The organism is Candidatus Saccharibacteria bacterium oral taxon 488 (assembly GCA_005697215.1).
Lineage (GTDB): Bacteria > Patescibacteriota > Saccharimonadia > Saccharimonadales > Saccharimonadaceae > Nanosynbacter.
On record CP040003.1, the window covers coordinates 851,433 to 876,359 of the forward strand.

A 24,927-nucleotide genomic window follows, 5' to 3' on the forward strand; every position below is an offset into this window, starting at 1 on the left:
CTGTAATTTTGCTGTAAGTGGCGGTAGCCTCTATAAAACAACCTACCAAAACCACGGTATCCACGCCGATGGCAGCAGCATAATCAACGAAACTACAGCCAGTCCAATATACAACCCCAACGCCGGTCGGGTCAGATACGGCGTATCATAATGGTATATCCGCCGCAGCTCATAATAATCCCACAAACGCCAGGCGCAGATGATTAGGAGAACGACACAACCAAGCGAAATCATACCGCTAAAGTCAAATCGGTGCGTCTGATTGCTCATGTTAATAACGAATATTAGCTCCGATACTATCAAACACGACCACCACCGCTCATCGCGCTTTATTCCCATCACCAGTACACAAAAACCAAGCGGTACGATTAGCCTTAGTGCTGGCGTATAGCCAAAGACTAGTTGCGTATAATAACGAACTGGATATTTATTATTGGCGACATCGGCAATTAGCATACCGGCGCCATAGAACACCCCTAAAAGCACGGCGGTGGACAACAACAGCCGCCATATATCATTACGAAGCACCTCTTTTATGGTAATGCAGTCGGCCTGGGACGTAGCCGGAAGTTTAAGAAACGGAATCATATATCTACCTCAGAAAAGGCGAGCAGTTTACCGACATGCCTGGGTCTCTTCGTCACAACAAAGCACAGGTAGCTGCTACCCCGGCACCCTTACGGCTGCGGCGTCGACTTCTCCTTCTTTGGTTCGGCGGCTTTTTTGAATTCGGCAGCAGCCAGACCGGCTTCTAGGTCTTTGCCCGAGACAAAGCGCACTTTCGCGGTTTCAATGGTCGCAACATTGACGTCTTCTGCTTTATCGACGCCTTTAGATTGCAGGGTAATATGGAAATAGCCAAGGTCGCCCAGGTGAATATTCTCGCCATTCAGCAGCCGGTGCCGGATTTCATCAGTAAGTGCCATCAGCACAGCATAGACATCGACATGACTAACAGTGGTCGATGTGTCTGATATACTTTGGGCAATGGTTTTCAGGTCGACCGGCTGGCGCCCGGTAACGGTGGCATAGAACTTTTTTGGTTCGCTTGGCTTGGTTGGATTAGTTCGTTCAACTGCTTTATAATGAATTGGCATATATACTCCTATCTATTCGGCAAAATCGCCTTTATGTTTTGTAAAATAGCCTTTATATTTTCAAAAACAGCCTTTATGTTTTCAAAAACAGCCTTTATGTTTTAATCGATATATATTGCTATCGGGATATGTGGCAATTAGCTTCCCGATAATCTGCGTATCACCCCTGTTAACTAGAAAACGTGACCGGCACCCCCTTTCGCTGAATTAGTCTGCGGCGCGGTGTTAGTGGTTGGCGGCTGTGCTGAGTCGGTTTGACCCGACGGAGCAGTTTGGTTGTTTTGGTTGGCACTATTATTATTCTGTGTTGCTGGTGTTTGTGAGTTTTGGCCAGTCTGATTTTGGTTAGCACCTGGCACACCGCCCATTTGTCCACCCGTCCCGCCCTGCTGACTATTTTGGCCGCGGCTCATGCCGGGTGGACCGCCAGCCTGATTGTTCATGCCGTTTTGCGTGCCACCGACTTGCATGCCGACAACGAAACTCAGGGCGCAAACCACCACACCGCTAACCGCTAAACCAGTGATTACCCCGGCACTTAAACCGTTCTTGCTAGAGTTTGTGCCATTCGGACGCGGCGCTGGTGGCTGATCATAAACCGCTTCTGGCGTGGTGAGCTGTGCTTGCTTGGTTTGTGAAATTGCCATAATTTCTCCTTTCGTTACGTTACTCTCTCGATAATTCGTACAGTGTTACATCGCTACCTCCATAATTAACGACGGTGCCAGTTTGTTTGACCCACGCCGTGATTTCATTATTACCGCCGCCTGGGCCGCCACCACCGCGACCATGTGAGCCGATGGCGTAATAGTTGACTTTGCCGTCCTTCACTAATTGCTTGAATTGCTCCAGCGTCAGTGGCGTATCGCTACCATTGAATCCACCGACCGCCATGACTGGCTGGCCGCTGGTCAGCTGAAGCGCCGCTGATTCATTGGCGCTGGCCACCGCTACCAGCCAGGTTGCGCCGTTTTGATGCTCTACGAGATACTGCACCAACTGGCTGTCCGCCTGCGACGATTCATTATTACTACCCTGCATCGCCGTCGAACTCGGCCCGGCCGTTGGGATACTGCCAGTGTGTACGACATTGACTGTTGCCAACGTATACACCGTCGGGGCGAGTGTGCAGGCAGCTAGGGCAGTGATAATTGCCAAGTTTTGCAGCCACCGCCGCGGTGCGTAAAGATTAACTAACAATCCAATCATTCCCGTCAGACCCAACAGGCCCACTATCCACACCAGCCACGTCATCGTGCCGGCGTAACCGAGGATAATTACTGCAATCACCGCCGTCACGCCGACCAGTACTGGTAGTAGCCACGCATATGGTTTGCGCCTAGTATAAGCACCCCACAAAAACGGCAGACTAATACCAACGAGTGCCGCCACCGCCGGCGCCATCACCACCACGTAGTACGGGTGAATCACACCGCTGGTCATGCTGAAAATCACGATGTGAATCAGTAGCCACAGCATCCAGAAAATTACTGCCGCTCGTCCACGATTGGTGCGTGGCGTTTTTCGCAAAATCCATAGCATCAGCCCACCACCCACCAGCGCCAAGACCAACAACCAAGCAATATTTGGCCCAAAATCATTGTTAAAGATCCTGAAAATTCCCGTTTGCCCACCAAAGCCCGTACCACCCGGACCATGCCCGCCACCAGGGCCACCGCCCATACCACCCGGCATCATACCGGCGCCATCTGCCATAGTCTGCGTGGTATTACCAGCAGTTTGAAGTGTTGTCGTACCGCCTATTCCACCACTTGGTGGCACACCACCCGGGCCACCACCTCCACCACGCCCACCGAGCAATCGACCAAAGCCGTTATAGCCAAATATCAAGCTCCAAATATTGTTATCGTTAGTGCTGCCCACCCACGGCCGACTACCAGCTGGCGTCAGCCAGACCAACGCACTCCACCACAGCGTCGACATCGTGGTGATTATGCCGGCAAACATCACGTGTAAAAATCGCATCACAATCGGTGGCTTGGCAAACACCAGATAGACCACTACCATCGCTGGTAATACCATCAGCCCTTGGAGCATTTTGGTGTTAAACGCCAGTCCTGTGAATAGTCCCGCCAGACCCAGCCACAGTAGCGGCCGCTTACCCTCCAGCGAGCGTAAAAACGCATAGCCACTAGCCGTCAACATCAATGTCAAAATAGCATCAGGGTTGTTAAAGCCAAACATCAGTGCCGCCACTGGTGTAAATGCCAGTACCGCCCCAGCAATTGCCGCACTCATGAAACCGAACTGCCGTTTTACTGCCTCGTACACCAGCCACACCGAACCAACTCCCGCCAGCACACTTGGCAGCAACATCGAGAAGCTTGAAAAACCAAACAACCGAGCGCATAGTCCCATCACCATCGTCGCTAATGGTGGCTTATCAATCGACACGTAATTTGCCGCGTCCAAACTACCAAACAACCACGCCGTCCAATCCTGACTGGCCGCCTGCACCGCCGCCGCATAGTAACTATTGGCCATGCCGTTATGCAGCACACCAAACAAATACAACCCACCAGTCAGCGCCAACAACACCGGTAGCGTCCACTTCTCAAACCACGATCGCTTGTCTAGCTCCTTATTGACGCGGTACAGCCCTTTCAGATCATCGACGGCCGTTTTCACAATTTTCACGCGGCTATCCATATCCTCAATCCAGGTTACCGGCTGCTCGTGAATCGGCACACCCGCCCGCTCAGTTTTGATCAGTAATTCAGTGTCAAAAAACCACTCATTGTCTTTGATTTTCGGCAAGAATTTTGCGGCGACATCCCGGCGAATCGCCTTGAAACCACATTGCGCGTCGCTAAACTTGGTGCCTGACGTCCATTTGATAATGTTGTTATAGCAACGCGAGATGAGCTCCCGCTTCAGCCCACGGCTAGTTCTAGAACCTTTCATCAGCCGCGAACCAATCGCCACGCCAGCTTCGCCCGCCACTAGTGGTTGAATCATCGGCAGAAAATCATCCAGGCTAGTCGATAGATCAACATCCATATAGGTCAAGATGTCGGCTGGGCTATTCTGCCAGACTCGTTTGAGCGCTCGCCCGCGACCGCGCTCCGCCAGGCTGACCACCCGCACCGACTGATGTTTTTCCGCTAAGTTCTCGGCAATTTCCAGCGTCTTGTCCTGACTACCGTTGTCCGCGATGGTGATTTGGTAACGATACGGCAAATGCTTTGCCATATACTCATCAAGCGTCGTGATACTTTTTTGGAGAATCTTTTCTTCATTGAGCACCGGCACGACAATATCAATGAGCGGACGGGTAATCGCCCGAAATGGCGGCTGGCTCTCAGTAGCGGCGAGGTGTCGCGACCGAGCCAGCGGTTGGGTTATGGTTGCTGCTTTCATAGTCATGCTAGCAACTATAAATAATCTCTCTGTAAAAATACTTTAAGCCATTTTCGGGGAATATTATATTTTGGCCAACCACAAATTAAGTAGACCTATGAGTTTAGGTAAAATTTTTAACAAACTATCATCAGCCATCACAAAATCAGAGCAAAGAAAAGACGCCTCCATAGGAGTGTATTTTCTTTGCTCACTACGATAAATGAAGTTATAACTTTGGCTAAGCAATTTTAATCACCATAAAGTCCTTTGCGAACACCTATCAATCCCCCTACAGCGTTAATTGGCCATTCAGTTGGCTAGTCAAAATCACTTAGGTAGGGATGTATACATACGAAAATGCGATCATCACTGTTACCAACTTGAACATTACCATCAAGATTAGACCCAAATATATTAAACACCACATAACCTATAGCCAATGATGCAGCCCAAATCATTTTTCCATCATTAATCTGATCCTTTATCTTATTTACTGATAATCTATCGACTTCAGCTCTCGTTACTTGTTTTATTTCAAATGAAGAAATCGGCTGTTCGGTGTGTTTCATACCTCCAAACTCAAGTCGCCAGCCAATATGAACCATCATATTATCTAGTGGTACAATTCTTGAATTATACAGTTGTGAATAAAATTCTTTTGGTATCTGAAAAGCACCTCCTATTGTCTTACTAATTATTAGTACGGTTTTTTGCACCCATAATGCAATAATGGCCTGTTCATCTCTAGAATAACTAGCTGGTCTATGTTCAAAAATAAGCGGACCGAGTAGCTTACTGGCTCTTGTCTCTATATCAGACATCCATCCGTTATTGCATTTTTCGCAAACAATTTTTATCTTGTCTTGAAAAATTGAGCTTTGCCAATTTCTGCTTAAATCATCGCCCCTTACTTCATTATTACCTTTAGTGCCTTTCGCAAACTTCTGAGATAGCCAGTCGGAAAATATATGTTCTCGCGAAATATTTTTACTAGAACCGCAAAAAACACAAACTCTAGACATCAGTTTTACCGCTTGAACATGAAGTGAGCTCAGGATGCTCCTTTAGGATGTCATATCCGGGTTTTGCAAGTTTATAACGTGGCGTGCCCCTTGAGCTATACTCGAGAGTTAACAGTCCCCATAAAACCATTTGGTCAAGGTTCGCTTCAAATTCGGCCGCATCTACTTTATTCAATTCGTCCATAAGACTAGCGTTTTTAATCTCTCCTACCGGACGAATGAAACTGCCACCCATAGTTCGCAAAACGAGTAGCTCCTTGTAGTCAGTCATGGCTCCAAAGAGCCTCAGTGCTAAAATCTGAATTGCATCAAGTGTTACTCGAGTTTCATCCATAGCGTTTTTTTGTATCTTTTTTGAGGAACTGGTGCTATCTAGCTTCGTTTTTGGTTGCTCAATTTTTTCTCGCACCTCACTATCATCTAATAGACGCATTGCTAAGCTGCTCAACGTGAGATACTCATAGGCACGTACTGAATCATTTATATTACCATCTGATGTATGGCTCTTTTCATTACGAAACCGATCAATAGCCATAGTCAAGAATTTGACGGCACTCTGGAAATCATTGTCAACATTTTCTGCTGACGCGCCTTTAATATACAGCCCACCTTTACCAAATGCTTCAGATCCAGTTTCGTATGTAGTTAGTTCGCGGAGCCTATCGCGAACAACCTTAAAACTTTTTTCGACAGCTTCTGGATAATACCCATCTGTATACAGTTTAGAACACTTTTGTTTAACATTTTTATGCAAATTCTCTAAAGCTTGAGTGCTTATCGGCTTCTCAGTGTTACTCACCTTTTTACTCTTTAAAAATTCTAGAATACCAATTAAGAGACTACGACACTTATTTAAATTTATAAAATAAGCTTCAGTCCTTCGCTTAGCATTAATATTAGGATTAAGGTTGATAACAGCTCTATGTTCACCACTGAGCAGATGGAAATCCCGAACCTCACCAGCTTTTTCACCTAATATATCTCTTAATAAAAGCTCAGTTTGTGTGTGCCATGATTTATAATTATCATAATTTTCAGCCCTTTCAAGGTCATCAATCTTATCAATCTGATCTTTCAATAACCGTATTTGTGCGCTATTTTTCATACATATCTCCACCTAGATTATACATCAATCAGAAAAGTGATAAATTAGCCTGAATTACCCTTTAAATAGTATTTTGAGATTCTACTTAATCCCTTTACAGCTCCATACGACTGCTAAGACAACTGTTTGGAATAACCAATACCTTTGGCCATTTTAGTCAACAAAGAAAAAACACCTCCCTGGGGAAGTGTCTTTTCTTGGCTCCGGGGGCGGGGTTCGAACCCGCGGCCTATTGGTTAACAGCCAACCGCTCTACCGCTGAGCTACCCCGGAATACGTGTCGTATTATAGCGAGTTTTCAATCAGTTGTAAAGTTACCGGCGGACGATTTCCAGGGCTTTTTTCAAGATTTCTGCCTCCAGGCGCGATTTCTCATCATCCGCCGCTTCCCGCTGCTTAATCTCCTTCACCAAGTTTTGCCACCAAGCCTCTTTTTCCACCTGGTGCAGCACCAATGACCGCACCTCGCCGTCGCGCTTATCTAGCATCCCGGCCGCCACCAAATTATCGACATGCTTGGCCACCGTTGAGACCGACTTGTACCCCAGCGCCCGCATAATTTCCCGTAGCGTCGGACTGTAGCCATTGCCCTTAATAAACCCATCGATAAAATCCAGCAGTATTTTTTGCTTTTTTGTTGGCTGCATGCCTTTAGTATAACCTGCCCGCACTATTTGCGCTATACTAAAGAGGTGAAGCGAGTATCATCAACGATGTATGTGTGGCTACTGGCCGTTGTGTTGTTTGGCGGCGCGCTGTCACTACAGCCGAGCATCAGTCTGGCGATGCTTGATTTTCCATCATTCCGCATTGGACTATATCAAGTGGCGGTGATCAGTGTGGTTGGCTGCGGTCTGGGTATAGCGGTGCGCCAGCGACTGTGGCTCCAAGGGCGATGGTGGTGGCTCGGCATTAGCATGCTGGCTATCACCAGTATCGTTGGGCTGTTATTATCCTATGTCCGAGCGCGTACCGCATTATACACGGCATCGCTTTTATTGCTGCTGATAACCGCAGTATGCGCTGCCCTGATGTACCGGTCATTATCGACGAGTGATCGGCGCCGTCTCATGACAATTGGCCTGTGGAGCGGCATTGTGTTTGGTATATTAGCGGTGCTGCAGCTCATCATCGCCCACATTGAGCCAACGGCGTTCGGTACGCTCTGCTCAGGTTGTCACGCCGGCGTGTTTGGCTTTGTCAGGATCAATTTATTTGCCGCTGAGCCGCAATTTTTAGCAAGTAGCTTACTGCCAGCCCTGTTTGTTGGACTGTGCTGGCGAGAAAGGCGGCAACTGGCAGGCTGGAGCGTTTTTAGTAGCAGTGTGGCGATCAGCCTGACCTTTTCGCGCGGTGCGTTTATCGCGATAATCGGTGCGTGCATCGTGTATGGTATCGTCCGCTGTTGGCAGCGGTGTAGAAGCGAGGCTCGTTCCATTGACACCGCGGAGCCTATTCATCGTGACGTGTGGCGTCAACTCGGCATCATCACGGCCGGGTTCGTGATTGGATGCACTCTACTGCTGGTATCAGCGGTGGTTCGCTATCACAACACACCGCACATTGCCTATAATACTGCAGTGAGCATGCTTGACCAGTTGTCGCTCGGCCGCATCAAATTACCGCAGAAAAATACCATCCCGACGCCGGGCAGCACACCCTCACCGCAAGCACCACCAACCAACGAGACCACGGCACCGCAATCATCACCGTCACCGCCCGCCACCCAACCAAACCAGCCCACACCACCAGCCAATTTCCAGCCATCGGGTTTCGTCGCCGCTTCGGCTAATGACCGACTCAACGCCGCTCAACTGGCGCTCCGAGCCTGGGCAGCAAGTCCACGCACCATACTCTTTGGGACTGGCCTTGGCAATCTCGGCAGCTTTATCCAACATCAGCTACATCAACCGGTATCGACCGACCACACGGTGTATATTTTCTACGTTTTGCTGCTGAGTAATATCGGCGTTGTCGGTGTGCTACCGCTTCTAGCCCTGCTCACTGTCACGCTATGGCGCAGTGGCCGATGGCTACTAAAACCGTGGGGGCGATTTGCCTTACTGTTAACGACGGCCATCGCCATCCACTTTTGGTTTTTTGGCAGCTTGATCAACTCGGTACATTGCCTTGCATGGATTGGTATTTTCTTGTATAATCACCCCAAAGGTCATGAAGAAGAACTCTGATTTTTACTTCAAATTGGTGTTGATCGGGCTGGACGTACTGGCGCTAGTTGGTGCGTTCACGGCGGCATACATCATGCGCGTATCACTCGACACGCGACCCTTCCATGTGCAAATTGGAGCGCTGGAGTTTATCACGTCGATTGTGCTGATGCTGCCGCTGTGGGTTGTCTTGTTCTCGTTTTTTGGGCTATACGACCGTGAACACTATATTCATCCGCTGCGTGAATTTTGGCGGCTTGGTATGGCGGCGGTTTGCGGCATCATGATGATGATTTCCTTCAGCTTCTTTAGCAACACGCCGCTCTTTCCGGCCAAGATGGTGGTGATTTACGCGCTGATCATCAGCTTTGTCATCTTACTCATTCTGCGTAGCGCTGCCAATATCGTGCGGCTGCATCTGCTGCGCAAAAACATCGGCATCAAGCGCGTGGCGCTGGTCGGCAATGCCGAATCGACGCGGACGCTGGCCGAGTTTATCAGCGCCCATCCCTCAACCGGCTTTCATCTCAGTGCCATCATATCCAAAGACGGACTCATCCCGCCACGGCTCAAGGGTTTGCGGCGCTCGACACTGGCATCGGCCTTGACTCGCGATAAAATTGACGCCATTATTCAGACCGACACTGCTCGCAGCGAAGCGCACTATAACTTGGCGGAGCAGCACTATCTCGATTTTTATCAAGCGCCAGCCCTCGACGGTCTGATGACCGCACGGCATACGGTCGAGATTATCAATTCCGTGCCACTAGCGTATATTCACCCAACACCGCTAGCCACCGGCTACGGACGCGTGGTCAAACGGTTGATGGATCTCATCGGTGCGACCATCGGCATTATTATCACCTCACCAATTATGCTGCTAGTGGCAATCGCCGTTAAGCTCGGCGACCCGCGCGGCCCCGTACTGATGCATGGGCAGCAGCGGCGACGCTTGACTCAGTTTAATCGCCCGTTCAAGGTGTATAAGTTTCGCTCGCACTACGCCAAGTTTGACGGCAAGACTGACGAGGAAGTATTCACGATGATCGGCAAGCCAGAGCTGATCGACGAATATCGGCAGAACGGCGACAAGCTCGATCATGACTTTCGCGTCACACCAGTCGGTCGTTTCATCCGCCGGTTTAGCCTCGACGAGCTGCCGCAGTTATTTAACGTTATCAAGGGCGATATTAGCCTCGTTGGGCCGCGGGCGCTGGTGCCGCATGAGTTGAGTAATTATGAAAAAAAGCACACGCTGCTGACGGTCAAATCTGGCCTGACTGGCCTAGCGGTTGTGTCGGGGCGGCGCAGTATCGGCTTTGAAGAGCGGCGGCGACTGGATCTCTACTATGTACAAAACTGGAGTTTATGGCTGGATATCACCATCCTCCTCAAGACCTGCCTGGTCATCTTTAAAAAGGAGTCTTGATGCGCACCCAGCCGACCATCGCGATCGTTCATGACTGGTTGTATGGCGGTGGCGCCGAGCAAGTTGTCCTGGCGCTACACCGGCTCTATCCTGACGCCCCAATTTATACCTCGTATTGCTCGAGAAAGTGGCGGAAAAAACTTGATAACAAGGTAGTAACTGGTTATTTGCAGCATTGGCCATTCGCTCAGCTCAGGCGACTGCTGCCGGTGCTCAGACAGCGGTGGTTTGCGCGGCTGGATTTAGGGCAATTTGATATTATCATTTCCAGCTCTGGTAACGGCGAGGCGAAGTTTATCCGAACCACCCGTCCCGATCAACAACATATCTGTTATTGTCATACGCCGACGCATTTTTATTGGCGACACTATCAGGAATACTTGCGTCGACCGAGCTTTCGGCCGCGGTGGCTGGCGCGACTGGGCTTGCGGCTGCTGGTCCGGCCCCTCCGGCGACGTGATTATCAAGCAGCCCAGCACGTTGATGTTTTCTTGGCTAATTCCACCGCCATTCAAGCCGATATCAAGCAATTCTATGACCGGGACAGCATTGTCGTCTTTCCGCCGGTGCAAACAACCAGCTTTATGGCGCTCGCAAAAACCAGGCCGCGCTCCGTGACGCTACCTGACCGACCGCGCTGCCTGGTGTGGGGGCGACTGGTGCCGATGAAGCGGCTAGACTTGGTAATTCAAGCCTGCCAGCAGCTCGGTTGGCCACTCGACATTATGGGCGATGGGCCTGATCGTGAGCGGCTGGAGAAGCTGGCGGGTGACTCGACGCGCCTGCTTGGCTACGTCGGTGACGAGGCCCGGGCTACCGCCATTCAACAAGCCGACCTATTCCTATTTACCGCCCATGAAGACTTTGGTGTCGCACCAGTTGAGGCCTTGGCCGCTGGACTGCCGGTGGTAGCATACCAGGCCGGTGGCGCACTGGATTATATCAACCCTGGTAAGAACGGCTGGTTTTTCGCTGAACAAACCGTTGAGAGCTTGGTGGCAACGCTACAGACACTGCCTGGTCAACAGATCTCGCCGCGAACCATCGCCACCTCCGCCAAACCATTTGCTGAACATGCTTTTACACTCGCTATAAAGAAACTTGTAACCAACGAATGGAGGAACACTCATGCGCATCGCCATTGATGCTCGTACGCTACGGACGAGCACCGGCCGTTACGTCGAACGGCTGATTCATTATCTACAAAAAATTGATAACAGGAATGACTATATTATCTTACTCAAGCCAAAGGACATGGATAGCTGGCAGGCCGATAACCCGCGCTTTCAGAAAGTCGCCTGTCCATTTGCTGAATTTTCATTTGCCGAGCAACGAGGTTTTAAGAAACAGCTGGAGGAGCTGCGCCCAGATCTCGTGCATTTTGCAATGGTTCAGCAGCCCGTGTGGTACCGGGCCAGCCCGGTCGTCACCACCATGCAAGACCTGACCACCGTTCGGTTCAACAACCCCGACAAGAACCCGATGGTCTTCTGGATAAAGCAGCAAATTTATAAATGGGTCAACAAAAAAGTTGCCCGAAAGTCAGCTCATGTCATTACTATTTCTGAGTTTGTCAAGCGCGACTTGGTGGATTTTACCGGAGTCAGTCCAGACAAGATTACCGTGACGCTTGAGTCAGCCGACGAGCTACCAAAGGGCAATGATCCAGTCAAAGAGCTGGTTGGAAAAAAGTTCATCATGTATGTTGGCCGACCGACACCGCATAAAAATTTGCGGCGGCTGATTGATGCATTTAAATTATTGCAACAAAAGCACCCCGAGCTGACGCTGGCGTTGGCTGGCAAAAAGGACGGTAACTACGCTCGCCATGAGGCGTATGTTACTGAACGCGGTATTACAAATGTCGTTTTCACTGGTTTTGTGTCGGACGAGCAACTGCGCTGGATGTGCGAGCATACGGCTGTGTATTGCTTCCCATCGCTGAGCGAAGGTTTTGGCCTGCCGGGTCTCGAAGCCATGCTGCACGGCGCGCCGGTCGCTTCAAGCACCGCCACTTGCCTGCCGGAAACGCATGGCGAGGCGGCTCACTACTTTGATCCGTATAGCGTCGAGGACATGGCGCGGGCAATTGACGAGCTTCTGACGGACGAGAAACGACGCCGTGAGCTCATCAAGAAGGGTAAGCAGCACGTCAAAACCTTCTCGTGGCAGCGAATGGCCGAGCAGACGCTGGCGGTGTATGAGCAGTATGGCCGCAAAGAATCCAACTCATAGCGGATGATCCTGGCTTATCCACACTAGATACTTACATTTGTAATCATAGTCGTTAGGTCGTGGCTCGGCTGCTGGGCTATCTTTGCAACTGCTTTGCGATGTCACCACACTTGGCGGCCACATCCCGCCGTGCCACCAGCACACCGTCTGGTGTGTTAACCACCACTACATTATCAAGGCCGATCACCGCCACCGGCTTGTCCGGCTGCTCGTTGCGAATATAGGTATTAGCGACATCAATGGTATGAATGTTGTCACCATATGCGTAATTACCCGCCTCATCCTTGGTAACCGCGTCGTGTAGATCCTTGAAATTACCGATATCCATCCAGTCAAAGCTGGCCGATACCATAGCCAGCTGATGAGCTTTTTCGATCAGGGCGATGTCGATGACTTGATTATCTAGCGCCAGGTATGCGTGATTGTAAGCCTCGCTACCAAAGTCAGCAATTGACGCTAACGTCTGGTAATTTGACCACAGATCTGGAGCACTCCGCTGCATTTCATTCCTAAACACCTCAACCGAGCCAACAAAATAGCCGCAGTTCCACAAATAATTTCCCGACTCAACATACCGCTTCGCTGTCTCGTAATCAGGTTTTTCCTTGAACGACTCGACATTATAGACGCCCGCTTGAGCATCAATCACCCCATCGCGCTGAATATAACCAAAGCCAGTCGACGGGAAGGTCGGCTCAATGCCGATAAGCGTAATACAACCACGCTCACGAGAAATGCGCGCTGCTGTATCGAACGAGTGGGCAAACCCCTGGGTGTCACGCACATTATGATCAGAGTGAATAAAGGCAATCGGCTCAGTCCGGTCATGGTGGCGATTGATATAATCCAGGGCCAATACGATACAGTGCGCTGTCCCCCGCCGTCCCGGCTCGATCAGAAAGGCCTCGTCCGGCAGCTCGGGTAGCTGCGCCCGCAGCGCCCTAGCATGACTAGCCTCGGTCACCACATAAATTGTATCACCCAGCTTTCTGGCCCGGTCATAGGCTTGTTGGACCATGGTGCGCTCACTAGTTAACGCCAAAAGTTGTTTTGGTTGAGTGGAGGTTGAGAGTGGCCAGAGACGCGTACCTGAACCACCGGCAATAATTACAGCTATCATACTATATAGTATACCGAGTTAGGCACACAAACGCCACCTATTCTTTAGAGGATTCTGTATCCATATCACAATGAGCCACTAGCGGGACCTGTCAGCGTCAACACCGCCCTCGTAGCCAAATAACATCGCTATAGCTTCTACCCTACCAAAGAACTGCTGTATCCGCTCAATCGTTGGATCTTTTGGCATTAATGTAAGCTCTTTTAGTATCATTTCGCGCAGAACAGCCTTCTCGGCATCAAGCTCACTCAGCAATTTGATGCGCTGTATCTCGGCTTCATAGTCCTGAGGAGCCTCAGACTTCTTTCCTAGTAATACGTGGGCCTGCATTCTAGCTTGTTCGTCGCGCTTTCTGTCAAAATCAAGATTATCTGTTTCCTGCTTAACCTGCGATTCTGGATACATCAGGTCGACCTCAGTTCCACCGACACGCTCTCCATTAGCCATTGCCGCCAGAACAGTATAGTACATATATAACCAGTTGTTCATTCCCGGTGCATCTGAAGGATAATCTAATAGGTGCTGCATCCCTTGACGATTATAGCCCCGTGGACCAGCGAGCGCATCCGCCGGCATTCCTAGTATATACTCGAATAACCAGCCGATCAATTCCTCGGTACGCCGCTGGAATGGCGGCATTGATTCTTTTGAACGCTCTGTCCGCCCAATAACGACGACTGAAAACTCATCCAGCATCCTACTAATCTCTTCTGCAAAATCTGGCATACCCGTTTTCTCTGGCTCGGAGGTGATAATTTTATTTCCACCTTGATCTAGTACACACCTCGCACCAATCTGTCGCTGCTTGGGAATTCCTCCTTCTTCTGGTTTAACACATACTACGGCAGCCCCGAGCTGACCGAGGTCCTTTGCAATAAGCGGATCAGGCGACGCATCAACCACAACGCATGGCAGCTCATGGTCTTTGACACATCTCTTTACGGTCGTGCGCGCGAGGTCGTAACGGAGATCGTTACGCTTATACTTTGTTCCCGTCACCATAACAACCGGTGCTCCATCTATAGGAGGGCTCTCTACTCGCTTCATGTATTCATTTTAACATATAAGTTTAATTTGTCAATAACAGATCAGTCCTCTTACACTTCAAAAACGCTTTGTACAAACGATATCGCGTCTACTACACGCTTCACGTTCTCACCCTGTTCGCCCGGACGCATTTCGATTGATACAACGCCCTTATAGCCAATGTGTTTTAGCGCACCAGCTGCGGCGCGATAGTCAACGTCGTCGCGATCATAAACTCGATCAAGCATCGGAGCGCTAACATGAAAATGCTTCAAGATATCGCCATTATTTCGTATCGATTCGCCAATATCATCGCCAGCTAACGCCATACACGCCGTATCAAGATGCAGACCGATCCCCTCCGAGTTAATCGTACGAACCAGCCGCGCGCCTTCATCCGCCGTTGTTACGTAGTCACAATTATATTGAAGTGCATTCGGTTCGATACAGAGCATGGTGTTATGCTGCTTGGCAATGTCACCGAGCTCGGCGAAGAAACGGCTTGCGATGCTGTCCGCCTCTTCTACCGACACCGCACCGCGCTGTCGATTCTTTGGCGAACCAAACACCAATCGACCAGCACCCATGTCTCCAGCCAATCGCAAAAAGTCAGCCAAATATTGCCGCATTTCGTCGCGAAGTTCGCTTGATTCAAACATCTTCAGATCGGGGCGCGCGAACAACATCGACTGAAAGGCCGCGATCTCAATGCCATACCCCCTCCACCACTCGACATACTCGTTAATTTGCTCGGGAGTCGCCTTGGTCGGATCATCCCAGCGCTTCGTCGGCGCGATCTCGACGTAGCGTACGCCAAGCTCCCGCAGCTTTGCGGCGACGTCCGCTTCTTCTTCATTTGTCCATGCGATGTTCGATATAGCTAGTTTCATGTAGTCATTATATCACTACTTATCGCGAAGACCATACTGACCTTTAGCATAATCAATTTCTTGACCAATATCATCCAAACCCAGAGGACCTCTCATCTCAATTGACAACCAACCGCCATAACCTACCTCTCTAAGGGCAGCAGCATAGTCTTTATGAGGAATTTCCGGCGCAAGTGAAGGACGCGCCAGTCCTGGAGCACTTATATCAAAACTGCGCATACCATAATAGCGAACCGCACGAACTAAATGCACTGGATCGTCCTGAGCGCCAGCCATCGCCGCCGAATCAAGATGAATTCCAAACCCTGGATTGTCAACACGATCAACCAACTCCATACCCTCTGGTGCTGTACGCACAAACTCATTACCATAACCCGATAGAGGCTCGATCATTAGCCGCGTATTGTTGTTATTAGCCTCAACGGCAACCAAGCTGAATAGCTCAGCTGCCTCACTCATAGCCTGTTCAGCACTAAGGTCTCCTACTTTACGCAAACCAGGAGAACCAAACACCATTGACACCGCACCAAGCCTCCCGGCAAGCTCGGCCTGTTTCTTTAAGTGATCAGCTAAACGTTGGCGCCCCGACTCTTCGCCAAAAAGCGCCGCCCCATCAACCCCGAACACCAAAGACTGCAATCCAACAACTACCATACCACGTTCTGCAAGTCTTTTGCGATATTCATCTGCTTCCTTCAGTCCAACACTTGGCGCCTCCGGCCAAATCATTGTCGGCGCAATTACAAGCCCCTCAACACCACACTGCGACACACGCTTCAGCGCTTCTTGTTGATCTTCACCAAAAGCAATATTCGAGATAGCAAGCTTCATTGACTCCTTTGAACTCATGCTCGCATTATACCATGATTACTTATTTTTTGCAACAAACTCCTTGATGCCTGCCAGCTCTTGCTCCTTTGTGTATAGATAGTCACCTTCACCGCCATACACCTCAGCATATTTACTGTGCATATCCCAGTAGGCCGGTGTTACTCCTTCTGGTGTGTTGGTAAACTCTATACCAAAGGCAACCTTGGCGACTTCCCGCGTGCTGACTGGTGGCGTCGCAAAATTAACCAGTGGCAGATTATTCTCTAAAGCAATGGTGATATCGCGCCAAATATTGGCGAGATTATAGTACTGATACATGCCATCAGCATGAATTTTTTCAACCATGTTATTGTTCATCAGATCATAAATAACATTCTTCTTCAGCCCGTCGCCAAATAGCCCCGGCAGGCGAACAATTGTTGTGTCAAAGTTCTCACGACAGAATTGCTCAAGATAATATCTATTAACTCCGTATGGCAAAAGCCCTTCGGTTTCAATGGGCGTATCTTCGTTAGCGCCATTTGGGTTTTTATAAACACCGACTGTTGAAATCAGGATGAGCTTCTTGATCTTTGCCTTTTTGATATGTGAGATAAACCCTTCAATCTCCGCACGGTCAACCTCTGGCTCCTGATTGATCCGCCACATCTCAGCACGGTTTGCAGCGCTCACCACCAGGTCGTACTCTTGACCTTCAATGTCAGCTATATTTTTGCTGTTATAATAGTCGTCAAACTCATGTTGACCCTTTATGTTTCCACCAACAAACCCGGTGTACCCAATTAATGCGGTTCTCATAATATATTCCTCCTATGTCTCATTATGTCAAATTCCAGATAAAACACAACGATGGCCAGTATGGACATGGAGCGATATCAATTATAGAATGGTTTAGGCACTATGAAGAAACCTAAAATTTTAGGCCAGATAACTCTTAAACAAGCACTGCTTTTTACCGCAGTATTTGTAAGTATTGCCCACTTGTTGGTTTTCGTAGGCTACGCTGTGTTCGCAGCTCTCGGGAATGGCCTGGCGATGGATTCCTATGCGGCCAATGGGACGTTCCAGCTATACAACCCCCTCCGTCGATTACTTGATGGTGAAGTTTTAGCACGAGACTTTCCATTCTTTCATGGGGTAGGAGTTCCCCTGCTTCATTTCCCCTTGTTTTACATCATGGGGCACAACTTATTTGCTGTAGAGGTTGCAAAGTTACTAGTGTCACCGCTTCTATTCCTTATCTCGTCTTTCTTGCTATTTTGGGCTTACTTCAAAAACGTAAAGAAAGCGGTCTTTACGACAAGTATATTTACCGTTATTTCACTGCTGTGCATCGATGCGATTTGGGCGGGTAATTCCCTTCTAGGTCTCAGGGCAGCCTTTCCATTCATTGCAGCAGCATTTATGTTATGGCACCCAGACTGGCATGTTAATATCGGTAAACATAAGACGAGAGTCGACTTTTATTATCCTATTCTCTATACCCTCATGGGGATTTCCGTCGCGTGCGGAACCGAACAGGGCCTCGCATTCATTCTTGCTTATGTGCTCATCAGGGCAATTCAATATATTCGTTCCAAAGAGATGATAAAAAAGCGAGTGCTGGCATTTATTGGTGAGTTATGTGGTGTAGCACTGGCTACGTATGTCGTGCTTTCAATTATGACGCTTGGCCATGCGTATGAGGCACTTTACTATGCACTCGTTGAGGTTTCAGGCGACCAAGGATGGTACTTTGGCGCTCCGCCGAACAGTTTTTTGCAATTAAGCAATCTTGATCAGTTATTCACCAACAGGATGCTATTCTACATGCTGCCCATCATTATCGGCGGTGTTGTTGCCTATATAATTGGTGTAAAGAAAGCTCTACTGTCCAAAAAAGAAACGTTCGTTTTCTCTATCTTGCTACTATATGGCCTGGTGGTGTTTGCTGTTTCTGCCACTGGTTACTGGGCACCCAGTGCGCAGCTCATACCACTGGAGAGAGCAGCAGGAGTTATTCTTGTGACGATAGTAACTCATATGATATATAACCTGATCCGAGCAAAAAAATCGACTCCTAGCGCTAAAAGTAAAGGCTTCTCGGTCTTAGCATTCGGGTTGTTGCTTGGTAGCATCATTGCCCTAGGATATAACACTGCGGTATTTCTACAAAAAATTGATTGGATGCCGCTAAGACACATTATTGCCGAGTCAAAAAAGGCCAGGCATTCTACTGATGATGCTGAATATGTCAGCACCGCCTGGAGGAAGCGCCTCGAGGCCTTTGCTCCACATATTGAAAAGGGGGCACGTGTCTGGTCTACCTACACCAGTGTTTATGACTCGACTCGCCAACAGAAGAATGGGTCTTCGGGGGGTGAAGACTATATTATACACGCCCTAGGCCCCGCCAGAAGAAATCACTACACTCAAGATTTTATAACCCAAAAGCCTGATTACGTCATAACCCTAAATCCCTCATATTTTAAGTATGAGGAGTGGCTGTGGACTCGTCACTGGGCATTTTATAAGGAGCTTCAGGATAACTACACTATCATTGCAACAAATGATTCTCATGTTTTGTGGAAACGCCGGGCGGGTACTGCGGCACAGAAAAAGACGAGCCATCCGAAACACCGCATACAAAAAGACACAAACGGAGATTATGTCATTACTGCTGGTGCCGCAAACAATATACGCGTGTTTGAGGTGTCGGTTCGCTACAGTGCTAGAAGCGTTCTACCTATGACCGCTAAATTACCCAGATACCTCTTAGAGTTATCTGGATCATCACTACAAAAACATCCTGTGTCGCTACCACAATACGACACGAGCTGGAGCTTCCCTGTGGCGCTAGCACCAAACGATTCATCCATACGAATTTCGCCAAAAGTTTATAGTTTGATACCGGGGGCTTCTCTGGAAATACAAGACGTATCTTACCGCGAGGTCACCGCCCAAAACAACCTGTACATCTATCAAAGTAACTTTTGCCTACATAACGCTAATAAATGTGAAGGGATTAATAAACGCTAGCTACGAGCGGCGGCCTTCTTTCTTTGGTCGACTTAATATTATCGTGAATAGTCCGGACAATATCGTTGCAAAGACCGACCAGTAAATATACCGATAATCAACCGCCACAGCCATAGGAACGTACGCCACGATATATATAAGACCCGACAAAGTCACCGCGCGGATAAAGTGTCGCTGTACCTGTTCTCGTATTCTCCCGCTCTTATAGTAAATGAAGACAAGGACAGCAAGATATAGCCATGGCTGAAAAATCAGAGGGATATTCGCCTGGGCACCGCCTTTAACATATGCCGCTAGACCACTAGTAGCATATTCATTCTTTACCGCGGCACCGACCTGGTTTTGCTCAATTCCAGGCTGAAAAATATACATACGCTCTGGTTGCGGAAAGAGAAATATCGAAAAAGTTGCCAACCGATATGATGCATATCTTATTGGATGTCTTATGATCGTCGATAGCCAATCGTTAAATACACCTTGGTGTTCATTTTTGAGCACTTCTCGCTGGGCCGCTGTCGTGCATATGATGTAAGAATTCATGATATCTTTTGTTTTATCGCGACAGGTACCATGAATTTTTTTATACATAGACCACCTACCGTGGTGTTCTCCATCAAGATTAGCAACGTAAACTATATCGTCAAGCTGCACAGCGGTAATTGGATGGGTTTTTTCACTAGGCTGATTAATAACAATGGTGACACCAATCGTTACCACTAAACCAATTATTACACTGGCAAGACCGCTCCACACAGGAGGTCGCTTGGTAAATAAGCTCGGCAATACAAACAAGATAGGTAGCACTGCAAACAATGCGTTATATCGTAAGATACCAGCATAGAGAATCAATAGCAGCGCCAGTCCGACGATACCACACATAGCAATGCGTCCTAGTGATTTTTTACTAGTTATGATGAACCATATGAGCAGCACCGCCAATGTTAAACTGAATGCCATCTGAACATCTTTCCATATCACGCCAGCAATATTCACTATATTAGGCAGTAGTATAATTATGTAGACGGAAAGAGCCCATGCGCGGTTACGAGTGTGCCGATACACGAGAATCGACAGCATAAACATAGCCGCGACAAGCAGTACCAGCTGAAAAATCAACATCGATGAAATGTGGCCAGTTACCCCGATCAGAAATCCCCACAGCCGCGTCATCACTGGCGGATGCCAATCAGTGAGGTGAGCTACGCCCGTGGCTTGCTCAAGGTGGCTAATGGAGTCGGGCGACATATATCCAGGATAGAAAACAATGGCAAGCAGCGCTAGCATACTCACTGCTACTAGCGCAGACTGGGTGTGAAATTTTGAGAGGCTATTTTTTATGCGTGCGATATTTTCCGGCCACCGCATAGAATAACACCTTCAGAACGTGCATGTTTCCCTTAATGGGACTGATTTTTGTTGGTGTCTTGCCCTTCTTCGGATAGGTTCGCACCACTGGCGTTTCGGCTGTCTTATACTGTTTACGGCGGCTGCTCTCGATAGCGAGGTAATAATGAAGTTCATAGGTTTGAAATATATCACGGAATACGGCAATGTCTGGGTCTTTGAGCAGCTTTGTGCTATAAGCACGAAAGCCGTTTGTAGTATCGGTATGCCTCTGACCAGCCGCCAGACTTATCAGCGGCGCATGAATAAGATGAAGACCTATCTCTCTCGAAAGCGGCGTATTTACCGCCTTGCCGCCCGGTATAAACCGTGAACCCTGAATATGGTCATATCCCTGATCAAGCAGCTTAATAAAGTCAGGAATTCTCTCTACACTATCCTTGCCATTACCGTCAACAACAACCACTCCTTCATAACCCTCAGAAAGAGCCCAGGCAAACGCCATTCTCATCTGTGCACTTAATTTACCCTTGCCCCTTTTTGTCAATAAAGCGCGTACGTCTTGAGATTTCAAGAAATCAGCCTCAAGTGAACCATCAGTGCTACCGCCGTCAGCCACTACAATATCAATCTGTTTTGCTAGCGGCTTCATTTTTTGCAATTGCTTTTGAACACGCTCTCCCTCATTAATGACGAAAACGCACACGCAATATTTATGCTTTTTCTTGTTTATTTCATTTACCTCAAAGTCTGGAAACTCCCACCCTGGATGATCTCGGCGGATACGATCTTGCTTGTTGGTCGGAGCTTTTGTCATGATGTAATATTCTTCCTTTCTGCGTTCGCTAGTGACGTTGTACTACTTAGCTCGTCAAGCACATAATACCGAGCATCCCGCCGTGATTCCACTAATATCTTACCAATATATTCGGACAGAATTACCATAAATAAAAATAGGATGAAAAACATTCCTGATAGCTCAAGCGAAGTCGATACCCAGCCCTCTGCAACATTCTTTTTGGTGAGAGCTATGACCACAACATAAAGCGCATACATCATATTTACAACACTGGCAAAGAACCCAACCCACGACATAAAGCGGAGCGGGTGTGTCGAGTGGCTGGTAATGATATCGAGCGCCTCTAGTGTCCCTCGCCCGAAGCCATGTTTTTTTACAGGATCAACCAGAGGTGAATAGGTATACTCGGTATATGAATAGCCGATAGTCCTGATCATGTGCCGAATGTGGCTATCATGTCGAGTTGATAGAGTTATCGCTCGCATGGCACGACGATTGAGAGATATAAGATATGTTGCTTGTAGTGGAATATCTATATTGATGTATTTGCGATTATACCAATAAAACAACCTGCGACCGATACCAGATTTTGACAGAAGGCGCTTTGTGGTTATGTCGGCAACACCCTGCACGATATCGTGTTTTTTATTCGCCTCAACAATGTTCATTACATCCTCTATACCGTCAATAGCGGGATTAGTTACTACCGCATAGTCGCCAATTGCCCCTTCAAGACCAGCGATAATGGCGATATCATATGTGTATTGTCGAGAGAGGCGGATAAGCCGCATACATGGCAGTTCATCGAGAAGCCCACTGACAGCAATCACACTATTTTGACTCAAATCATTATCGACAATTATAATCTCATAATTTGTGTAGCTACCCATTAATCTCTGTGAGAGCCTGCGACAATAGTCGGGAAAATCATCAAAGTCGCGCGTTACGACAATAACCGACACAAAGATATCTTGTTTACTCGATTTTTTATTTGTCTTAGTCGAACTATTTTTTGCCATATAGCTTGTCTAACTCCTCGTATACATCGTAAATATTATCTAGCTTACCGCCCATTATACAAACATACCCGTTATAGCCCAAGTGGGCCTTAAACAAAATAGGACGGCTATCGTCATCTTCACTCTTAACGAGCACTGTCTTTACCTCAACGATCGACTCCTCGTATTTCATGTCCTTGAGGGCTGGGATAAAACGCACCACATCGTTATACATTTGTTTATAATTACTCTGGAAAGAACTTTTGTCGAGATAGGCGTGAGTGTCAATTTTCTCAGCCGGCGTATCCTCGTTGTCAACCCATGACTCGTGCGGCGTATACCTGACATGAGAGAGTGTATATAATCCCCTGGAGGGAAACGGCATAATGGAGAAAAATGGACCATCCATCACCGTAATACTAAAATCCTTTAGGTGCTCCGGCAAACTTACTAAGCACATTTCTGTAACTTCATGCTTCAAGCCAACAAGTGGTATATTTGATGCACGATGGAGCGTGTTAATATTGGCATACGTGCAATTTAATACGAAGTCGCCCCTGAATTTGCCACCATCAGTGACAACGCACAGCCCATCTGGCGTTTCATCAATCATCGTAACGCGACAGCCCGTGTGAAGCGTTATCCCCGGACGATCGTTAATTTGCCGCAACAAGTCGTCTCTCAGGGCGTGGGCATTAAAGGCATATTCTTTAACCTTAAAGACTTCTTCAATGAGATTTTTATTAAACATTTTTTGAATGTTTAGCGGAGCTACCGCTATATCTGCCTCAATCTTATCCGCAAAATTCTTGAATTGATGTGCATTAACCTTGGATAGATGCTTGGCAACAGCATAATATTTATTAAAATCTGAATGAATTGCCGCCCCAAACTGTTTCGTAAAGCGTGGAAAATTAACCGCTGAACGATATCCCGTTAGAATACTTCTCGGGTAGTGATAGCCATTGTGTACCCTGGCCTGATTAACATATGACGCCCGAGTCATCGTCTGCTTTTCTTTCTCTAAAATATCAATATTCTTGACGCCCAGGGTGTCGTACAGGTACAGCGCTACACTCAATCCATAAAAACCACCGCCAATTATTATCGTTTTGTTATGCACGTTTTCTCCGTTTTTTAACTATGTTACCAATATACAAACCAACTACCATATAGACAAACAGAAGCAGCGGCATATAGAATACGATACCGTTAATGTGGGCGTGAGGCAAAGCATGTCCAGGCATAAGAATTAACCAACTCAGTGCCCCAGCTAATGAAATGTGTAACGACCATAGGAATGAACGATAATACTTGAAAGACGGGTGTCGCCTCTTAAGATAGAATAACACTAAATACCCCACAAGTACCCAAATGAGTATCGACTGAACAATCTCACCAAACACCCCCTTGATCGATAGCGGCAAGCTTAATGCTGGCAATAGCACATAGTTACCTGCGTTTATTGCTAGATACTGATATGTTGAGCCCTTGTCCTCCGCTAGCTCCTCCATGTTAATAAATCGATTGGCAAATTCATATGATTCAGGTAGAAGCGTCTTTAAGTTACCAACAGCATGTGTTCGCATCTTTCGAATCCCCGAAAGCCCCCTCTCCGATGCCCGCTCATTAATCATCTTGAGGGCGGTGTCCGATGAGTGGTAGTAATCAGCGAGTGCCATAAAGTTGGTTACATATGCACCGACAAAGGCTATGACAACCACGACACCTGTCATGACGGCGTGCTTCCATAGCTTGATAATTTTTTGTTTATTGTTGACGAGCTCAAAGAATATAATTGGTACAAATACAGATATAGCAATTGTTGATATATACTCATAGCCGCCCAGAAGTTTTAAGAATAGCAATATGGTTTCACCGAGGTAGAATAGCCACATTTTCTTCGATGATTTACAGTATGAGTAACTCAGAAAGGCAAAGGCAAACGGAGCAAACATCAGCGGTTCTATCCAGTACATGTTTTGGGCGTAGCCGACAATCCACGGGCTAAATGCAACCAGTGTCGCGAATACTGCTGCGGCAACAAGGCCAAACAACTTCCTGACTCTAAGGGTTACAAGTGCCATAAGGGCCGCCATGGCCGCAGACAGAACCACATTAACTTTCTTAAAATATACCGGTAATTTCGCACTATCGTTTGGTGCTAGTGCGGTAATTATTCTCGCCTGTAGACCATATTGCGAAGCATACGGTTTGAGCAGGCTGGCATCACAACCCCCAGTCGTCATGACTGAATTATAGTCTTCATTTTTAGCAACGATTAGCGGCCCGCTATAACCAGATTTTTCCTTGCAACGAGCCGTCTTTTCTACTATAGCCGATGAGTCGCGCTGAAAGCCATCAAACCATTCGCGCCACAAACCGACTCCAAAAATATTACCAAAGAAAGATAAAAACAAAACTCCCCAGACAACTCCAAAAAACAGTATGCTCTTTTTTCTCTCCATAATACTTACCATAT

The 24,927-nt window shown here is 47.9% G+C and carries 22 protein-coding genes and 1 tRNA gene; 5 read left to right on the plus strand and 18 right to left on the minus strand.

The window, feature by feature from the left end:
- Positions 1–42: 42 nt before the first annotated feature.
- From FBF24_04535 to FBF24_04570, 8 genes are all read right to left on the minus strand, one after another.
- On the minus strand, positions 43–456 hold the full coding sequence (locus FBF24_04535) for a hypothetical protein (protein ID QCT41124.1): 414 nt from the start codon (positions 454–456) through the stop codon (positions 43–45).
- Between the two features lie 221 nt (positions 457–677).
- Complete coding sequence (locus FBF24_04540) at positions 678–1,097, minus strand: DNA-binding protein (GenBank protein ID QCT41125.1); 420 nt, start codon at positions 1,095–1,097, stop codon at positions 678–680.
- 173 nt (positions 1,098–1,270) lie between these two features.
- Positions 1,271–1,744 carry a hypothetical protein gene (locus tag FBF24_04545; protein QCT41126.1) on the minus strand — a complete coding sequence of 158 codons (474 nt, stop codon included), beginning with the start codon at positions 1,742–1,744 and terminating at the stop codon, positions 1,271–1,273.
- Between the two features lie 19 nt (positions 1,745–1,763).
- The gene (locus FBF24_04550) at positions 1,764–4,484 is read right to left on the minus strand and encodes a glycosyltransferase (protein ID QCT41127.1); all 2,721 of its coding nucleotides are present in this window, start codon (positions 4,482–4,484) and stop codon (positions 1,764–1,766) included.
- 293 nt (positions 4,485–4,777) lie between these two features.
- Complete coding sequence (locus tag FBF24_04555) at positions 4,778–5,482, minus strand: hypothetical protein (GenBank protein ID QCT41128.1); 705 nt, start codon at positions 5,480–5,482, stop codon at positions 4,778–4,780.
- Positions 5,475–6,587, minus strand: coding sequence for a TIGR02391 family protein (locus tag FBF24_04560; GenBank protein ID QCT41129.1), 1,113 nt, complete (start codon positions 6,585–6,587; stop codon positions 5,475–5,477). Before FBF24_04560 ends, FBF24_04555 begins: the two co-directional genes overlap by 8 nt.
- 198 nt (positions 6,588–6,785) lie before the next feature.
- A tRNA-Asn gene (locus tag FBF24_04565) sits at positions 6,786–6,860 on the minus strand.
- 41 nt (positions 6,861–6,901) lie between these two features.
- Entirely contained in the window at positions 6,902–7,234 is a 333-nt protein-coding gene (locus tag FBF24_04570) for a hypothetical protein (protein ID QCT41130.1), read from the minus strand.
- Between the two features lie 45 nt (positions 7,235–7,279).
- On the opposite strand from FBF24_04570, the gene FBF24_04575 reads away from it, so the two are divergent.
- From FBF24_04575 to FBF24_04590, 4 genes are read left to right on the plus strand one after another with little or no spacing between them, the layout of a single operon-like run.
- Positions 7,280–8,776 (plus strand): hypothetical protein, encoded by a 1,497-nt coding sequence (locus tag FBF24_04575; protein QCT41131.1) that lies wholly within the window; start codon positions 7,280–7,282, stop codon positions 8,774–8,776.
- Positions 8,760–10,184 (plus strand): sugar transferase, encoded by a 1,425-nt coding sequence (locus tag FBF24_04580; GenBank protein QCT41132.1) that lies wholly within the window; start codon positions 8,760–8,762, stop codon positions 10,182–10,184. Before FBF24_04575 ends, FBF24_04580 begins: the two co-directional genes overlap by 17 nt.
- Positions 10,184–11,329: a glycosyltransferase family 4 protein gene (locus FBF24_04585; GenBank protein ID QCT41133.1), complete on the plus strand. Its 1,146-nt coding sequence runs from the start codon at positions 10,184–10,186 to the stop codon at positions 11,327–11,329. The genes FBF24_04580 and FBF24_04585 overlap by 1 nt, the downstream gene beginning before the upstream one ends.
- Positions 11,313–12,419, plus strand: a complete 1,107-nt coding sequence (locus FBF24_04590) for a glycosyltransferase family 4 protein (protein ID QCT41134.1) — start codon at positions 11,313–11,315, stop codon at positions 12,417–12,419. The genes FBF24_04585 and FBF24_04590 overlap by 17 nt, the downstream gene beginning before the upstream one ends.
- Before the next feature lie 76 nt (positions 12,420–12,495).
- Here the strand turns inward: FBF24_04590 and FBF24_04595 are convergent, their stop codons facing one another.
- From FBF24_04595 to FBF24_04615, 5 genes are all read right to left on the minus strand, one after another.
- Entirely contained in the window at positions 12,496–13,539 is a 1,044-nt protein-coding gene (locus FBF24_04595) for a mannose-1-phosphate guanyltransferase (GenBank protein QCT41135.1), read from the minus strand.
- A 78-nt stretch (positions 13,540–13,617) separates the two neighbouring features.
- On the minus strand, positions 13,618–14,586 hold the full coding sequence (locus FBF24_04600; protein QCT41136.1) for a hypothetical protein: 969 nt from the start codon (positions 14,584–14,586) through the stop codon (positions 13,618–13,620).
- Between the two features lie 50 nt (positions 14,587–14,636).
- Positions 14,637–15,455, minus strand: coding sequence for a sugar phosphate isomerase/epimerase (locus tag FBF24_04605; protein QCT41137.1), 819 nt, complete (start codon positions 15,453–15,455; stop codon positions 14,637–14,639).
- A 15-nt stretch (positions 15,456–15,470) separates the two neighbouring features.
- Entirely contained in the window at positions 15,471–16,304 is an 834-nt protein-coding gene (locus FBF24_04610; GenBank protein ID QCT41138.1) for a sugar phosphate isomerase/epimerase, read from the minus strand.
- 18 nt (positions 16,305–16,322) lie between these two features.
- The gene (locus FBF24_04615; GenBank protein ID QCT41139.1) at positions 16,323–17,084 is read right to left on the minus strand and encodes an NAD-dependent epimerase/dehydratase family protein; all 762 of its coding nucleotides are present in this window, start codon (positions 17,082–17,084) and stop codon (positions 16,323–16,325) included.
- Between the two features lie 102 nt (positions 17,085–17,186).
- Between FBF24_04615 and FBF24_04620 the strand changes: the two genes are divergently transcribed.
- On the plus strand, positions 17,187–19,304 hold the full coding sequence (locus tag FBF24_04620) for a hypothetical protein (protein ID QCT41140.1): 2,118 nt from the start codon (positions 17,187–17,189) through the stop codon (positions 19,302–19,304).
- On the opposite strand, the gene FBF24_04625 is transcribed toward FBF24_04620, so the two are convergent.
- The 5 genes from FBF24_04625 to FBF24_04645 all read right to left on the minus strand — a co-directional run bounded on the left by FBF24_04625 (position 19,305) and on the right by FBF24_04645 (position 24,913).
- Positions 19,305–20,549 (minus strand): hypothetical protein, encoded by a 1,245-nt coding sequence (locus FBF24_04625; GenBank protein QCT41141.1) that lies wholly within the window; start codon positions 20,547–20,549, stop codon positions 19,305–19,307. It lies immediately after the preceding gene.
- 82 nt (positions 20,550–20,631) lie between these two features.
- Positions 20,632–21,465, minus strand: coding sequence for a glycosyltransferase family 2 protein (locus FBF24_04630; protein ID QCT41142.1), 834 nt, complete (start codon positions 21,463–21,465; stop codon positions 20,632–20,634).
- On the minus strand, positions 21,462–22,466 hold the full coding sequence (locus tag FBF24_04635; protein ID QCT41143.1) for a glycosyltransferase: 1,005 nt from the start codon (positions 22,464–22,466) through the stop codon (positions 21,462–21,464). Before FBF24_04635 ends, FBF24_04630 begins: the two co-directional genes overlap by 4 nt.
- Positions 22,453–23,568 carry an FAD-binding oxidoreductase gene (locus tag FBF24_04640; protein QCT41144.1) on the minus strand — a complete coding sequence of 372 codons (1,116 nt, stop codon included), beginning with the start codon at positions 23,566–23,568 and terminating at the stop codon, positions 22,453–22,455. The genes FBF24_04635 and FBF24_04640 overlap by 14 nt, the downstream gene beginning before the upstream one ends.
- Entirely contained in the window at positions 23,561–24,913 is a 1,353-nt protein-coding gene (locus FBF24_04645; GenBank protein QCT41145.1) for a hypothetical protein, read from the minus strand. Before FBF24_04645 ends, FBF24_04640 begins: the two co-directional genes overlap by 8 nt.
- Between the last annotated feature and the right edge of the window lie 14 nt (positions 24,914–24,927).

Excerpts from the sequence above, each read along its gene's own strand:
- FBF24_04535 (QCT41124.1), bottom strand. The coding sequence starts at position 456 with ATGCTAATTGCCGATGTCGCCAATAATAAATATCCAGTTCGTTATTAT.
- FBF24_04540 (QCT41125.1), bottom strand. The coding sequence starts at position 1,097 with ATGCCAATTCATTATAAAGCAGTTGAACGAACTAATCCAACCAAGCCA.
- FBF24_04545 (QCT41126.1), bottom strand. The coding sequence starts at position 1,744 with ATGGCAATTTCACAAACCAAGCAAGCACAGCTCACCACGCCAGAAGCG.
- FBF24_04550 (QCT41127.1), bottom strand. The coding sequence starts at position 4,484 with ATGACTATGAAAGCAGCAACCATAACCCAACCGCTGGCTCGGTCGCGA.
- FBF24_04555 (QCT41128.1), bottom strand. The coding sequence starts at position 5,482 with ATGTCTAGAGTTTGTGTTTTTTGCGGTTCTAGTAAAAATATTTCGCGA.
- FBF24_04560 (QCT41129.1), bottom strand. The coding sequence starts at position 6,587 with ATGAAAAATAGCGCACAAATACGGTTATTGAAAGATCAGATTGATAAG.
- FBF24_04570 (QCT41130.1), bottom strand. The coding sequence starts at position 7,234 with ATGCAGCCAACAAAAAAGCAAAAAATACTGCTGGATTTTATCGATGGG.
- FBF24_04580 (QCT41132.1), top strand. The coding sequence starts at position 8,760 with ATGAAGAAGAACTCTGATTTTTACTTCAAATTGGTGTTGATCGGGCTG.
- FBF24_04585 (QCT41133.1), top strand. The coding sequence starts at position 10,184 with ATGCGCACCCAGCCGACCATCGCGATCGTTCATGACTGGTTGTATGGC.
- FBF24_04590 (QCT41134.1), top strand. The coding sequence starts at position 11,313 with ATGCGCATCGCCATTGATGCTCGTACGCTACGGACGAGCACCGGCCGT.
- FBF24_04595 (QCT41135.1), bottom strand. The coding sequence starts at position 13,539 with ATGATAGCTGTAATTATTGCCGGTGGTTCAGGTACGCGTCTCTGGCCA.
- FBF24_04600 (QCT41136.1), bottom strand. The coding sequence starts at position 14,586 with ATGAAGCGAGTAGAGAGCCCTCCTATAGATGGAGCACCGGTTGTTATG.
- FBF24_04605 (QCT41137.1), bottom strand. The coding sequence starts at position 15,455 with ATGAAACTAGCTATATCGAACATCGCATGGACAAATGAAGAAGAAGCG.
- FBF24_04610 (QCT41138.1), bottom strand. The coding sequence starts at position 16,304 with ATGAGTTCAAAGGAGTCAATGAAGCTTGCTATCTCGAATATTGCTTTT.
- FBF24_04615 (QCT41139.1), bottom strand. The coding sequence starts at position 17,084 with ATGAGAACCGCATTAATTGGGTACACCGGGTTTGTTGGTGGAAACATA.
- FBF24_04620 (QCT41140.1), top strand. The coding sequence starts at position 17,187 with ATGAAGAAACCTAAAATTTTAGGCCAGATAACTCTTAAACAAGCACTG.
- FBF24_04625 (QCT41141.1), bottom strand. The coding sequence starts at position 20,549 with ATGTCGCCCGACTCCATTAGCCACCTTGAGCAAGCCACGGGCGTAGCT.
- FBF24_04630 (QCT41142.1), bottom strand. The coding sequence starts at position 21,465 with ATGACAAAAGCTCCGACCAACAAGCAAGATCGTATCCGCCGAGATCAT.
- FBF24_04635 (QCT41143.1), bottom strand. The coding sequence starts at position 22,466 with ATGGCAAAAAATAGTTCGACTAAGACAAATAAAAAATCGAGTAAACAA.
- FBF24_04645 (QCT41145.1), bottom strand. The coding sequence starts at position 24,913 with ATGGAGAGAAAAAAGAGCATACTGTTTTTTGGAGTTGTCTGGGGAGTT.